At 52.7% G+C, this 12580-nt stretch carries 13 protein-coding genes and 1 tRNA gene; 10 read left to right on the top strand and 4 right to left on the bottom strand.

Annotated features, from left to right (window positions below):
* Positions 1 to 93: 93 nt before the first annotated feature.
* Positions 94 to 684, top strand: coding sequence for a hypothetical protein (locus tag ACYQ27_RS02360; RefSeq protein ID WP_456394273.1), 591 nt, complete (start codon positions 94 to 96; stop codon positions 682 to 684).
* Here ACYQ27_RS02360 and ACYQ27_RS02355 read toward each other — a convergent pair.
* The 3 genes from ACYQ27_RS02355 to pyrB form a co-directional block, all read right to left on the bottom strand.
* Positions 644 to 2266 carry a D-glucuronyl C5-epimerase family protein gene (locus ACYQ27_RS02355; RefSeq protein WP_460040926.1) on the bottom strand — a complete coding sequence of 541 codons (1623 nt, stop codon included), beginning with the start codon at positions 2264 to 2266 and terminating at the stop codon, positions 644 to 646. The two genes, ACYQ27_RS02360 and ACYQ27_RS02355, sit on opposite strands and share 41 nt — an antisense overlap.
* Positions 2267 to 2300: 34 nt before the next feature.
* On the bottom strand, positions 2301 to 2756 hold the full coding sequence (pyrI, locus tag ACYQ27_RS02350; RefSeq protein ID WP_456394260.1) for an aspartate carbamoyltransferase regulatory subunit: 456 nt from the start codon (positions 2754 to 2756) through the stop codon (positions 2301 to 2303).
* 135 nt (positions 2757 to 2891) lie between these two features.
* Entirely contained in the window at positions 2892 to 3818 is a 927-nt protein-coding gene (gene pyrB, locus ACYQ27_RS02345) for an aspartate carbamoyltransferase (protein ID WP_456394274.1), read from the bottom strand.
* A gap of 110 nt (positions 3819 to 3928) precedes the next feature.
* On the opposite strand from pyrB, the gene ACYQ27_RS02340 reads away from it, so the two are divergent.
* From ACYQ27_RS02340 to ACYQ27_RS02315, 6 genes are all read left to right on the top strand, one after another.
* A complete protein-coding gene (locus tag ACYQ27_RS02340; protein ID WP_456453401.1) occupies positions 3929 to 4822 on the top strand; it encodes a thiamine-phosphate synthase family protein in 894 nt (297 codons plus the stop codon).
* Between the two features lie 23 nt (positions 4823 to 4845).
* Entirely contained in the window at positions 4846 to 5259 is a 414-nt protein-coding gene (locus ACYQ27_RS02335; RefSeq protein WP_456453402.1) for a secondary thiamine-phosphate synthase enzyme YjbQ, read from the top strand.
* Positions 5260 to 5479: 220 nt separating this feature from the next.
* A tRNA-Ala gene (locus ACYQ27_RS02330) sits at positions 5480 to 5557 on the top strand.
* 50 nt (positions 5558 to 5607) lie between these two features.
* On the top strand, positions 5608 to 6717 hold the full coding sequence (locus ACYQ27_RS02325; RefSeq protein WP_456453403.1) for an Ldh family oxidoreductase: 1110 nt from the start codon (positions 5608 to 5610) through the stop codon (positions 6715 to 6717).
* Positions 6704 to 8008, top strand: a complete 1305-nt coding sequence (locus ACYQ27_RS02320; RefSeq protein WP_456453404.1) for an NAD(P)-dependent malic enzyme — start codon at positions 6704 to 6706, stop codon at positions 8006 to 8008. Before ACYQ27_RS02325 ends, ACYQ27_RS02320 begins: the two co-directional genes overlap by 14 nt.
* A complete protein-coding gene (locus ACYQ27_RS02315) occupies positions 8005 to 9606 on the top strand; it encodes an acyl CoA:acetate/3-ketoacid CoA transferase (RefSeq protein WP_460040925.1) in 1602 nt (533 codons plus the stop codon). The genes ACYQ27_RS02320 and ACYQ27_RS02315 overlap by 4 nt, the downstream gene beginning before the upstream one ends.
* Here ACYQ27_RS02315 and ACYQ27_RS02310 read toward each other — a convergent pair.
* Complete coding sequence (locus tag ACYQ27_RS02310) at positions 9603 to 10109, bottom strand: FumA C-terminus/TtdB family hydratase beta subunit (RefSeq protein ID WP_456453406.1); 507 nt, start codon at positions 10107 to 10109, stop codon at positions 9603 to 9605. The two genes, ACYQ27_RS02315 and ACYQ27_RS02310, sit on opposite strands and share 4 nt — an antisense overlap.
* A gap of 113 nt (positions 10110 to 10222) precedes the next feature.
* Here ACYQ27_RS02310 and ACYQ27_RS02305 point away from each other — a divergent pair, with 113 nt between their 5' ends.
* From ACYQ27_RS02305 to ACYQ27_RS02295, 3 genes are read left to right on the top strand one after another with little or no spacing between them, the layout of a single operon-like run.
* Entirely contained in the window at positions 10223 to 11794 is a 1572-nt protein-coding gene (locus tag ACYQ27_RS02305; RefSeq protein ID WP_456453407.1) for a cysteine protease, read from the top strand.
* 14 nt (positions 11795 to 11808) lie between these two features.
* Complete coding sequence (locus ACYQ27_RS02300; RefSeq protein WP_460041767.1) at positions 11809 to 12432, top strand: hypothetical protein; 624 nt, start codon at positions 11809 to 11811, stop codon at positions 12430 to 12432.
* Positions 12429 to 12575 carry a hypothetical protein gene (locus ACYQ27_RS02295; protein ID WP_456394270.1) on the top strand — a complete coding sequence of 49 codons (147 nt, stop codon included), beginning with the start codon at positions 12429 to 12431 and terminating at the stop codon, positions 12573 to 12575. The genes ACYQ27_RS02300 and ACYQ27_RS02295 overlap by 4 nt, the downstream gene beginning before the upstream one ends.
* Positions 12576 to 12580: the final 5 nt, after the last annotated feature.

Raw genomic sequence — 12580 nt, 5'->3', positions numbered from 1 at the left:
GCCTATAAAGGATTTGCTCCTCAGATGTGTCCATCGTTTGTTCTATTTATGGAACAAAGATTTTTAAAAGATGGAACAAAATTTGGAGCGGTGATGAATATGAGGTCGAAGGAAGTTGCCCTGACAGGACTCATGCTCTCGCTCTCGCTGCTGCTCCAGATAATGCCCCTCAAGGTCAAAACTCCATGGGGGATGGACATTGACCTTGTGGCCGTTCCGATCATTGTGGTGGCACTCCTTTTAGGATTCACAAGCTCCCTCATCGCCCTCGCCCTCCTCTTCATAGGTATATCCATGATATCCTCAACATCGTGGCTCGGGGCGAGCATGAAGGTACCGGCGACGCTTTCAGTGGTTATCGGCATTGAGCTCGCCAGAAGGATAACCCGCTTTACCCCTCACAGCTATTCGCCCGGCAATCTGGCATCTTTTCTGATCCTGGCGTACCTCATCGGAACAGCCATAAGAATCCCGCTCATGGTTGCACTCAACTACTACTATGCCCTGCCCCTGTACCTCAACATCCCGAGGGAGCAGGTGATCCCGGAGGTGGAGAGGTGGTTCCACATGCCGTTCTGGCTTGTCATAGGAATCCCGAATGCCGTCCAGAGTGCGGTTGACATCGTCGGCGGGCTCCTCGCCGTTATCCCGGTCCTCCGGAGGTTTCCTCAGGCTTTCGACTGATTTCGATTTTCTCCGGCTTCAAACCTCTTTTTTCAAGGTAGCTGTTCCATTTTTCAGCATAGCTCAGGAATGTTCTATCCCCCGTCGTCTTATAGAGCCACACCAAAAGCTTTATGTGAAGTCTGTGGTAGAAGACGCTTGAGGAGTTGTATATGCTCGCATACCTGCTCCAGCTCCCTGTATCGAAGTAGGGCAGGGCATTTTTAACGCTCTCCGCACCCTTCAGGAAAAGCTCTCTCGCTGTTCTATCACCCGTAACCTCCCAGTAGTAGTAGAGACCCTGAAGGGTGATTATATGGCCGTTTAAAACGAGCTCCTTCGGGTAGTAGTTGTATTCGAGATACCACGGACCGTATTTCGTTTCAACGACGAAGCCATTTCTGGACAGGGGCAGGCTGAAGGAGTTTAAGAACTCCCGGGCCAGCTTCAGATAGCTTTCATCACCCGTAAGGTTATAGGCCTTGGCATACAGCCCAGCCGCGAGCCCCTGAGCATAGCCGGACACCCACGGGATGCTGGCGTTCTGGAACTGGAAGTAGTTTTTAAGGAGGGCGTATGTTTTATTGCCGTATTCCCCGTACTGGACGTAGGCCTTCAGCTCATTGAGAATTTCGAGCATCTCCCTGTAGTTACCTCTTTCATAATATATCTGGGCCCAGTGGAGTGCTGCCACAAAATAGAGGCTGAAGCCCCTCGCCCGGTAATAGACGAATGGGAGCCCGCTGTGAATTGAGGCGTTCTCCACCCTGATGGTGCCGTAGTAGGGAGAACTGTTGTCAAAGACCAGCGTAAGGTCTTTCCTGCCGGGTTTTTTGTGGGTGGAGTAGTAGAAGTCGTTGGCCATGAGGTTCATGAGGAGTATGCGCATCTCCACCGGCGTGAGGTTCCTCTCCTTCGCCAGCCTGCCGAAGCTCCTGACCGCATAGCCGAGATCCCTGTAGGCCTGGAGATAGCTCATGTTTCCCGTGTTTGCCCAGAGGTCGAGGTAGTGCTGCCCGAGCTTTCTGTTTTCCGCCAGCTCATCCTCTAGTTTTCTGGAAAGTCCTCCCCCGAGAAGACGGGCCTGCTTCAGGAGAATGGCCCCGCTATCCTCAAAGATGTCCTCAGGGACTTCCTTCCCGACTCTGCCCGATTCCTTTTTCTCCAGTGTCAGAATAAACCTGCCCGGGACATGACTGGGTTCCAGCACGAGTACATACTTTCCGGGAGAATGGATGGTATATTCAACAGTGCCGCTGAAGGGGAACTCCGTGCCCTTCCAGTTCCTGGCTCTGCCCTCAAGTGTAAAGTTTATCTTTATTCCCCTCTCAAACTCTTCCGGCATGTGTCTGGATTTCAGCAGGAGATACGGCTTTCCAAAAGCCCCTATACTTACCCCCATGGCATCCAGATGGAAGGTGGCGATTTCAAAGGCGGCGTTTTTCTCCTCTATTATGAGGTAAACCTCAAGATCCTCCGGTTTTTCAGCAGCAGGCCCCGATGATGTGCTTTCATTGGATATTTTGGTTACACAACCGGCAGCGAGAATAACAAGGAGTACAAGAACCATGGCCTTTATTTGCCTTTCCATACCACTCCCCATAGAAAAAAAAAGGGGAAGGAGAATATAAGCTTTTCTAAAGATTGGTGAGGATTTCCTCCTCTTCCATGGTTCTCTCGCAGTAGTGGCAGCGCACCTTCAGGGGCTCCCTTGAAATGACGTAGAACTTCGGTGTCGTGTACTCATGGTTGCTCACACAGTTCGGATTTGCGCACTTGAGTATGCCGCTTATTTCCCCGGGAATCTCCACCTTGAACTTCTCCGCGACTTTATAGTCCCTGACTATGTTAACGGTGGCGCTCGGCGCTATCAGTGCGATTTTGTTCACCTCTTCCTCGCTCAAAAAGCGCCCCTCTATTTTTACTATGTCCTTCTTCCCGAGCTTCTTGCTGTGGACGTTCGCCGCCAGCAGGAGCGCCCCGCCGTTCAGCCTGTCGAGTTTGAGTATCCGTATTACCTTGAGGCCCTTCCCCGCGGGAATGTGGTCTATCACCGTCCCCTCCCTAATGGCCGTCACTTTTAGCTCCGCCATTCATAACACCCCCAGAACAGTCCTCTGCTCCGCAAAGCGCTGGCGGAAACGATTGGGGGCCTTATCCACCAGCTCGGACCCAATTGCATCTCCTGAAGTCCTTTGAGTGGAATGCGCCCTTAAATCGGCACTCATTCACAGCACCCCCAGAGTTAATCCGAGCAGGGCCATCCTGACGGGAACCCCCGAGAACACCTGCTTGAAGTAGATGGCGTGTTTTGAGGAGTCAACGCTCGGGTGTATCTCGTCCACCCTCGGGAGCGGGTGCATGACTTTTAGGGTCTCTTTTGCCTTCCTCAGGACTTCGCAGTCAATTACATAGCTTCCTTTGACCTTTAGGTACTCCTGCTCATCCGGGAAGCGCTCCTTCTGAATCCTCGTTGCGTAGAGGACATCGAGCTCGCCAATCACGCCCTCCAGATCGCCCGTCTCGTGGACCCCTATGCCCCTCTCCCTGAGCTCCTCCACGATGTGCCTGGGCATCCTCAAGAGCTCCGGCGAAATTAAGTACAGCTCCACGTCGTAGTGGGTTAAAGCCTCGCTCAGGCTGTGCACAGTTCTGCCGTACTTTAAGTCCCCGAGAAGGCCTATCCTCAGGCCATCAATCTTTCCAAAGGCGCTCTTTATGGTGTATAGGTCGAGCAGGGTCTGCGTTGGGTGCTGGTTGCTCCCGTCGCCGGCATTTATAACCGGGATATCCGCCACCTCGGCTGCTAACCTCGCGGCCCCCTCCTTCGGGTGCCTGATGACTATGACGTCGCTGTACTGTTCGACCGTTTTTATGGTGTCCCTGAGGCTCTCTCCCTTTCTGACGCTCGTGCTCGATGCCTCCGAAAAGCCTATCACACTCCCGCCGAGGCGGTGCATTGCACTCTCAAAACTCAGCCTCGTCCTCGTTGAGGGTTCGAAGAAGAGCGTCGCCAGTATTTTTCCCGTCGCATAATCAAGATGCCCCTTTTCCTTCAGTTCCCGCTCAAGCCGTTCCGCGGTCTTTAAAACAAATTCAATATCCTCCCTAGAAAAATCCCTAATGCTTATAACATCCCTGTTCTTCCAGTCCATAGAAGCCCTTCTCATGTAAAACTGTGCCGGTATTTAAACCTTTTTTGACATTTTTATGTCCAAAGACAAAGCTTATAACCGGGTTCTGGGATTTTATTACGGGATGGATTATGAAGAGCCCCTGCACGTTCTGGTCTGAGGAGATAATGCCCGCCCTCAGGGCAGGGATAGCCCGAATTCTCTATGCGGAGGGATTCACGCAGGCAAAAATAGCCGAAATTCTTGACATAACACAGGCCATGGTGAGCAAATATCTTTCGGAAAAATACAAAAAGCCTGATCCCGAAGTTCAGGAGCTGATTGACAGAATGGCCGGCGAGATAGCGAATCTGATACTCTATGGGGCGGAAAAGGGAGATGTAATAAAATTCGTCACCCAGAAGTTCATGGAGTTTTTTGACAGCGAGACCGGGTGTCGGGCGTATCTTAAATATGCAGGACTTAAAGATGACACTTTCTGCAGGGAACTCTTCATTACAGCACCCTCACGTAGCGGAGTCCTTGAGATGCTAAACCTTGCAGTTGGGGAGCTGCTTAATGACCCCAAATTTGCTGAGCTCCTTCCGGAAATAAGGAGCAACTTTGTCTATGCACTTCCAAACCCCGGGGATTACAGGGATGTTGCGGCCGTCCCGGGAAGGATAACCCTTGTGAAGGGTAAGCTCTTCGCCCTTCCACCGGAATTCGGGGCCAGCAGGCATACCGCTGCCATCCTGATCAAGCTCTCAAAAATATCACCGGGGACGAGGAGCGTTCTGAACATCCGATTTGACGGGAGGGTTCTGAATGCCCTGAAGAAAGCGGGCCTGAGAACCACGGAGATAAAAGAGGACGGAAGGGACGAGGAGCAGACGGTAGAAATGATAGCGGAGAAGTTCCGTGGGAATGAATGGGATGCCGTGATAGATAGAGGTGCGTTCGGAATAGAACCGGTCGTCTATATTTTCGGGAGAAACCCAATAGAGGTTCTTGAAAAGCTCAAACGTGTGGAGGAATTCATATAATCAAATCCGCCGGGGGTGTCCCTGTGAAAACGGCAAATGTTGAGCTTCACTTCGCAACAAAGGGGGAGATTGACCTTATTGATATCACCTCCGAGGTTGAGAGCTTTGTCAGGGAAAGTGGCATCAAGAACGGGCAGGTTCTAGTCTTCGTTCCCGGTGCCACAGGAGCGATAGTTGCAATAGAGCATGAGTCAGGCCTCCTTGAAGATTTTAGGAGACTTTTAAAAGAGCTTGTCCCCAAGGGCAGGGGATACCTTCACGACAGGATTGACAACAATGCGCACTCTCACCTGAGGGCGACGCTGCTCGGGCCGAGCCTCGTTCTGCCGGTTGTGGACGGAAGGCTTGTCAGAGGGACGTGGCAGCAGATTTTCTTCGTGGAGCTTGATGTCCGGCCGAGGCACAGGAGGGTTGTGGTGCAGGTTATCGGAGAATAAAGGGGTAATAACCCGCCCAAGTTCATTGGCTCCGCCTTCGGCGGCACTCCCCGGGCATTCTCTTTTAAACCCCATAAGGATATAAAGGTTTCCCAGTTTTGTCTGATTCCACCGCCCGCACACTGCTGGTGTGTCCGGCAATTGCAAATTCTGGGGCATTATTGAGCTTATCCCAACCCAAAAACTTTTAAGGCATTGCAGGTCTCATTTAAATGGGCACGGGCCGGTAGCTCAGCCTGGTATGAGCGCCGCCCTCGCAAGGCGGAGGCCGCGGGTTCAAATCCCGCCCGGTCCACCAGCTTCCGGAAAGTCTTTAATCCTCCATGCAGAATCTCTTCTGGTGGTGTTATGTTTGAAAAAGGCTACATTGATGAGAACTACGTGAGGGTTTCAAGGGATGAGCTTTTCTCTTTTGTCGTAAGGGTTCTCACAAAGCTTGAGGTGCCCGAGAAGGATGCGGAGATAGTGGCGCACAACCTGATCATGGCTGATTTGAGGGGGATTGAAAGCCACGGTGTTCAGAGGCTCAAGCGCTATGTTGATGGAATTCTCAGCGGCGGCATAAACCTGAAGCCCAACATCAGAATCGTAAGAGAAGGGCCGTCCTATGCCCTGATAGACGGTGATGAAGGCCTGGGTCAGGTCGTTGGATACAGAGCAATGAAACTGGCAATTAAAAAAGCCAGAGAGGGCGGAATAGGGGTTGTTGCAGTGAGAAACAGCAATCACTATGGCATAGCGGGTTATTATGCTTTAATGGCGGCTGAGGAGGGGATGATAGGAATAAGCATGACCAACTCTCGCCCGCTGGTTGCCCCGACAGGCGGGGTGGAGAGATTCCTAGGGACGAATCCAATTGCTCTAGCAGCTCCAGCCAGAGACAGGCCGTTTCTGCTCGATATGGCAACCAGCGTGGTTCCAATAGGCAAGCTTGAGGTTTACCGCAGGAAGGGAAAGCCGATTCCGGAGGGCTGGGCTATTGACAGCGCGGGCAATATAACCACCGACGTGGAAAAGGTCTTCAGCGGCGGGGCACTGCTTCCGTTAGGAGGCTTCGGGGAGCTCTTCGGCGGACACAAGGGATACGGGCTCAGCTTGATGGTGGATATTCTGGCCGGAATTCTGGGCGGCGGAACCTGGAGCAGGCATGTCAAAAACACGAGCGAAAAGCACAGCGAGGTTGGCCACTTCTTCATGGCGATTAATATCGAGGATTTCCTCCCTCCCGAGGAGTTCAGGGAGAAGATGAGCAGGATGATTGATGAGCTGAAAAGCTCAAGGAGGCATCCCGATTTTGAGAGGATATGGATTCATGGCGAAAAGGGCTTCCTCACGATGCAAACAAGACTGAAGATTGGCATCCCAATTTACAGGAAGGTTCTGGAGGAGCTTAACAGTATAGCGGAGAGCATTGGGGTGGAAAAACTCAAAGCAGGTGGCGAAGATGGGAGGGCTTAGGGAGGAGGCTCTGGCCTTCCACAAAAACAACTTTCCGGGAAATGGCAAAATCGAAGTAATCCCCAAGGTTTCTCTAAAAACAAGACACGACCTCAGCCTGGCATATACGCCCGGGGTTGCAGAGCCCTGCAGGGAGATAGCCAGAAATCCTGATGAAGCATATGAGTACACGAGCAAAGGCAACCTCGTGGCCGTTGTGAGCGATGGAAGCAGGGTTCTGGGCCTTGGAAACATCGGTGCTCTGGCAGGCCTGCCTGTTATGGAGGGTAAAGCTCTGCTCTTCAAGCACTTCGGCGGTGTTGATGCGTTTCCTATAATGGTCAGCGAGCAGAACCCGGACAGGTTCATTGAGGTTGTCAGGGCGATAGCACCGACCTTTGGGGGTATAAACCTTGAGGACATAGCATCACCCAAGTGCTTCTACATCCTCGACAGACTCAGGGAGGAGCTTGACATTCCTGTCTTCCATGACGACCAGCAGGGGACAGCGGCCGTTGTTCTGGCGGGGCTTTTAAATGCCCTGAAGGTTGTTGGAAAGGAGATTGATGAGATTGCAGTGGCCATGTTTGGTGCCGGGGCTGCGGGGTTTGCGGTTCTCAGGATTCTAACAAAAGCAGGGGTGAAGCCCGGGAACGTCAGGGTCGTTGAGCTCGTTGACGGCAGGCCGGCTGTTTTAACGGGGGACATGGATCTGGAAAAATTGTTCCCCTACAGGGGCTGGCTTTTGAGCAGGACGAATGCCGAGGGCATAAGCGGAGGGCCCGAGGAGGCGGTGAAAGATGCTGACGTTTTGATATCCTTCACGAAGCCTGGTCCGGGGGTTATAAAGCCCGGATGGATAGCAAAGATGAGCGATGATGCCATCGTCTTCCCTCTGGCAAATCCCGTTCCGGAGATACTGCCCGACGAAGCCAGAAAGGCGGGAGCTAAAATAGTCGCAACAGGAAGGAGCGATTATCCAAACCAGGTCAACAACGTTCTCGGCTTTCCGGGGATTTTCAGAGGTGCCCTCGATGTGAGGGCGAAGACTATAACGGACACAATGATAATTGAGGCGGCAAAGGCCATCGCGGATGCCGTTGAGGAGCCCGTGGATGAACGCATAATGCCATCACCGCTGAACCCTGAGGTGCCGCCAAAAGTGGCGAGGGCCGTTGGGGAGCAGGCGATGAGGGAGGGGGTCGCACGAAGGAAGGTCGACGGGGAATGGATCGAGGAGCACACAAGGAAGCTTAGGGAGTTCTACGAAAGCGTCATAGCCCCGATAAACGAGAGGAGGTGTTTCAGGTGAAGGTTGTGGATGCCGAGAGAGCTGTGTTTGCTGTTCCTGACGATGCTGTAATAGCGGTCTCCGGTTTCAACCTGCTGGTGGCCCCGGAATACCTGCTCCTTAAACTTTTCGAAAGATATAAAGAGACCGGCCATCCAAAAAGGATTTTTCTCGAAGTGAATCCAATTCCAACGGCTCCCGACAGGATTTTGGATAAGATAATGGAAGAGATATACAGGGATGAGGGGCAGGACTTCCTGAGCGGAATTCTGGTGACGTATCCCGGCTGGTCGCCCTACCTCCAGAGGCTGATTCAGGAAAACAGGATTGAGGGATACACGTGGTCAATCGGAACTGCTTCATGGTTTTTCAGGGAGGTTTCGAGGGGCCTGCCCGGTGTTCTCACAAAGGTGGGTATCGGGACTTTCCTCGACCCAAGGGAGGATGGCGGCTACCTGAATGACCTCGCAGCGGAAAGGAGGCGCTGCAGGATAGACGTGGTCGAGATAGACGGTGAGGAATACCTCTTCTACCGCGCTCCTAAGCCAAATGTTGCATTCATCCGGGGAACAACAGCGGATGAGATTGGAAACATCACGACCGAGCATGAGGGAGCCTTCACCGAGATACTCAACTTAGCTCAGGCGGCCAAAGCAGAGCCGGGCAAGGGGATTGTTATAGCCCAGGTGAAAAGGATTGCAAGGTTTCCATCATTTCATCCGCAGGACGTGAAGGTTCCCGGCACCCTCGTCGACTACGTCGTCGTTTCTCCTGAGGAATACCACAGACAGAGTGCAAACATAGAATATGACCCTGCGATTTCGGGTGAGGTAATTCCGCCCCTGTCGCTCCGGAGCTTTCCCCTGAGCACACAGAAGGTTATAGCAAGGAGAATCCTCCTCGAAATGATTGAGCTTGCCAAAAAGCTCGGCAGGCCGATCCTCGTAAATCTCGGCATAGGGATACCCGACAGGGTGGCAGGTGTGGCGATGGAGGAGGGCGTCTCAGGGTGGGTATTCACAACTGTTGAGTCCGGCCCCTTTGGAGGCATAGCACTCGGCGGCCCGGACTTCGGGGCATCCATAGGACCCTTCGCGATAATCTCCCAGCCGGACCAGTTCGCCAACTACGAGGGGGGCATTATTGACGCCGCATCGCTGGGCTTCATGCAGGTGGACGAAAAGGGAAACGTGAACCCATCGCTCCTTCCCGGCAGACTCCCTGGCCCCGGAGGCTTTCCGGTGATTTCCTACGGCTCGCCGAGGATGTTCTTTGCCGGACACTTCACGGCCGGAAAGAAGGAACTCCGCGTTAGAAACGGCCGCCTGGAGATAGTAAGGGACGGAGACATCAGGAAGTTCGTGAGGCGGGCCCACAAGGTGGTCTACAATGCATCCCTCGGGCTGGAAAAGGGTCAGGAAGTGATTTACATCACGGAGAGGGCAGTTTTCAGGCTCACCCGCAGAGGCCTCGTGCTCGAAGAATATGCTCCCGGAGTGGACGTCGAGAGGGATATAATCGCCAACATGGAGTTCGAGCCCATGATCAGCCCGAGACTGAGGGAAATGGATGAGAGGCTGTTCGGAGAGGCACCAATGGGATTGAAGGATGAGCTTTAACGGTAGAGCGAGTTTCCGTGTGCGTCGATGGCAACGAGAAGCGGAAAATCCTCGACCTCAAGAACCCAGACCGCCTCCGGAATGCCCAGTTCATCAAGCCAGAACACATTGACAAGCCTTTTTATGCTTCTGGCAGCTAAGGCCCCTGCTCCCCCCGTGAAGGCAAAATAAACCGCCCTGTGCTCCCTGAAGGGCTCCGGATTCATGCCCCCTTTTCCTATTATTCCTTTAACACCCATGGAAAGGATTTCATCGAGATAGCGGTTCATCCTTGCGCTCGTCGTTGGGCCTGCTGAGACGATTTCATACCCTTCCCCGGTTTTTCTTACGACAGGCCCGCAGTGGTATAACACCGCCCCATTGAGGTTAGCCGGAGGGCCGAGCTCAACCATTCTCCGGTGGGCCATGTCCCTCGCCGTGTATATTATGCCGGAAAGATTGATGATATCGCCCGCCTTCAGCTTAAGAACGCTTTTATCGTTCAGAGGAGTACTCAGCCTCACGTCATCACCCTGATATCCTGCGGCACTCCTCTTAAATTCCTTTTGGGTTTGACAAAAATCATCAAACCCAGCCCCTAAGTACAACCTGCACGTATAACCCTTCAGGTGATTTCATGGATGCAAGAATGAGAATTGTGGGTTCTGCTGTGCTGGTACTCCTGCTTGTATCTTCAGCGGCTGCATACGCCGGTATTTTTGGCGGGAGTGGAAAGGGAAGGCTTGAGTACAAGGTTTACGCCAGGGAGCAGATAATTTCAGGGGCATACAAGGTCTACGGAAATCCCAAGCTCGGCTTCTGGGTGGCAAAGGTTGTTCTCCACAACTCGGGAAACGGTGCAATAGAGAACATAAAGATAACGTACTCGATTGATAACTACGCTCCCGGAACTGAAAAAAGCTATCCTCTCCTTGTGCCAAATGGAACGATAGTCGACCTTTACTATCCGATCCTCTCAAGCGAGGTCACAAAGCTGACGGCAGCGACACCTTCAAATTTGAGGATAAAGATAACCTATGAGGTCGACGGGAAAACCCGGGAAGAAACCATAACAAAGTCCCTCAGCATTCTCGGTGTCAACGACTTCGTGTTTTCCTTCCTCAGGCCCGAAGAGAGCACAGGAAGCTTTTATGATACATTCAGCAATGCTCCCCTGCTGGCGGCGTGGGTTACGCCGAGTGACCCCGTTGTCAGGGAATTCGCCGATATGGGAAACAAGCTTGCCGGAGGTGCAGGGGCAAGTTTAAGCGACGATGAGGCGATTAAAAGCCTCAGCGGCATGTGGGCATTAGCGGTTATGAACGGGTTCTCGTACAAGACAGAAGGCGAAGGGTACTGGACAGGGAAGTTTGCCGAACATATAATGTTCCCAAGGGACGTTATACGGGATAAGAGCGGAACGTGCATCGACTTGGCAATATGGTTTGCCTCCCTCGCCATGTCCCAGGGGCTTAAGGCGTATATCGTTCTGATACCCGGACACGCTTTCCCTCTAATACAGCTGCCAAGCGGGACTGTGATTCCCGTCGAGGCTACAGCAATCAACTCCGGCGTATCCTTTCAGGAAGCCGTGAAAATTGGAGTTGAAAAGAGCTGGCAGAAGGCCATGAGCGGCCCTCATGTAATAGTGGATATCGCCGAAGAGCACTCGAAAGGTATAGTTCCTCCGGAGCTTCCCCAGCTGCCGGCGGATATCCTGGGCAAGTGGGGGATAACCCTGCAGCACACCGGCGGAGGAGGCAACACAGGGAATACAGGCGGAGGCATGCAGGCTCAGTGGAAGACCTACATCGGAGAATACTTCTCCTTTGACTACCCAGCCAGCTGGAATGCCCCCGAAGATTACGGTGGCTACACATATCTGGTTAGTCCGGATGGTGACTTTGAATTCATGGTGATTTACTCTGAAGGCGCCGGCGTTCAGGACATGATAGGAGCATTCGAACAAAGTCTGGGCGGAACTGGTGCAACGATAAAGGACAGGCAGGAGACCCAGGCGAGCATAGCCGGACAGACGGTATACACAGTTATTTACACCATCAACACCGGTTATGGGGATTATTCCGCGGTGGCCAGGTACTTCACGGCCAACAACGTGGGTTTTGCAGTCGTCTATGACTTCCCTGCAGGGAGAAAAGAGTACAACCAGCTTGGGGAGCAGATCGTTAGCACGTTCAAGCTGAGGTGATAAAAGTGGGAAAGATGAAGATGAAGGTTCTGGTTTTGATTTTCCTCCTCCTGCTTCCCCTTGCTCTGGCCCAGGAGGTTAAGATAGTCGAGTACAAGATTGATGGCACTATGAAGGCCGTGATCGATGAAAGCGGGAACGCCCACGTAACTGAGGTCTGGAAGTTTACACCAAACCTCTACCTCCAGATGAAGCAGGCATATCCAACAGCATACATGCTCAAGAGGGAATTTGAGAACAGGAGAAGCGATGCGGAGTACAGAAACATGAAAATCGAGTGGGATGATACGAACAACAGGATAAAAGCAACATATACTATACTTGGAGCCGCTGTGAATAGAGGTTCCTACTGGGAGCTGAGGCTCGGTGAGGGAGATTTAACCCTCTCCTCCCAGACCGGAAACACAGTCGTCCTCACCTCCGTTCAGCCCCTCTTTGGCGGACAGGGAAGGCTGGTTGAGACGATAACGGTTGTCCTTCCCGGGAATGCAGGAAACATAAGGTTTGAGGACAGCAGCCTGAGGTATGTTCTGCCCACCGGAAAAAGCGGCAGGAATTCATTTTTCCTTGTGCTGGTGGGGATTTCCCTGCTGGGGCTGGTATTTCTCAACATCCCTCTGAAGAGGGGAGGGGGATGATACGGGAGATAAAACAGGAACTCGTGGAGTACATCAGCAGGAGCACCGGCCTTGACAGGGAGACTGTTGTTAAAGTCCTCCGGGCTGAGGAAGCCTATCTGATGGCGGAAATTCAAAAGGCTCTCAAAAAAGAGAGGTGGTGAGAAAG

The sequence above is a fragment of the Thermococcus atlanticus genome (genome assembly GCF_054657855.1).
Note: the sequence above shows the minus strand (reverse complement) of the source record. Positions and strands in the feature narration are given on the sequence as shown.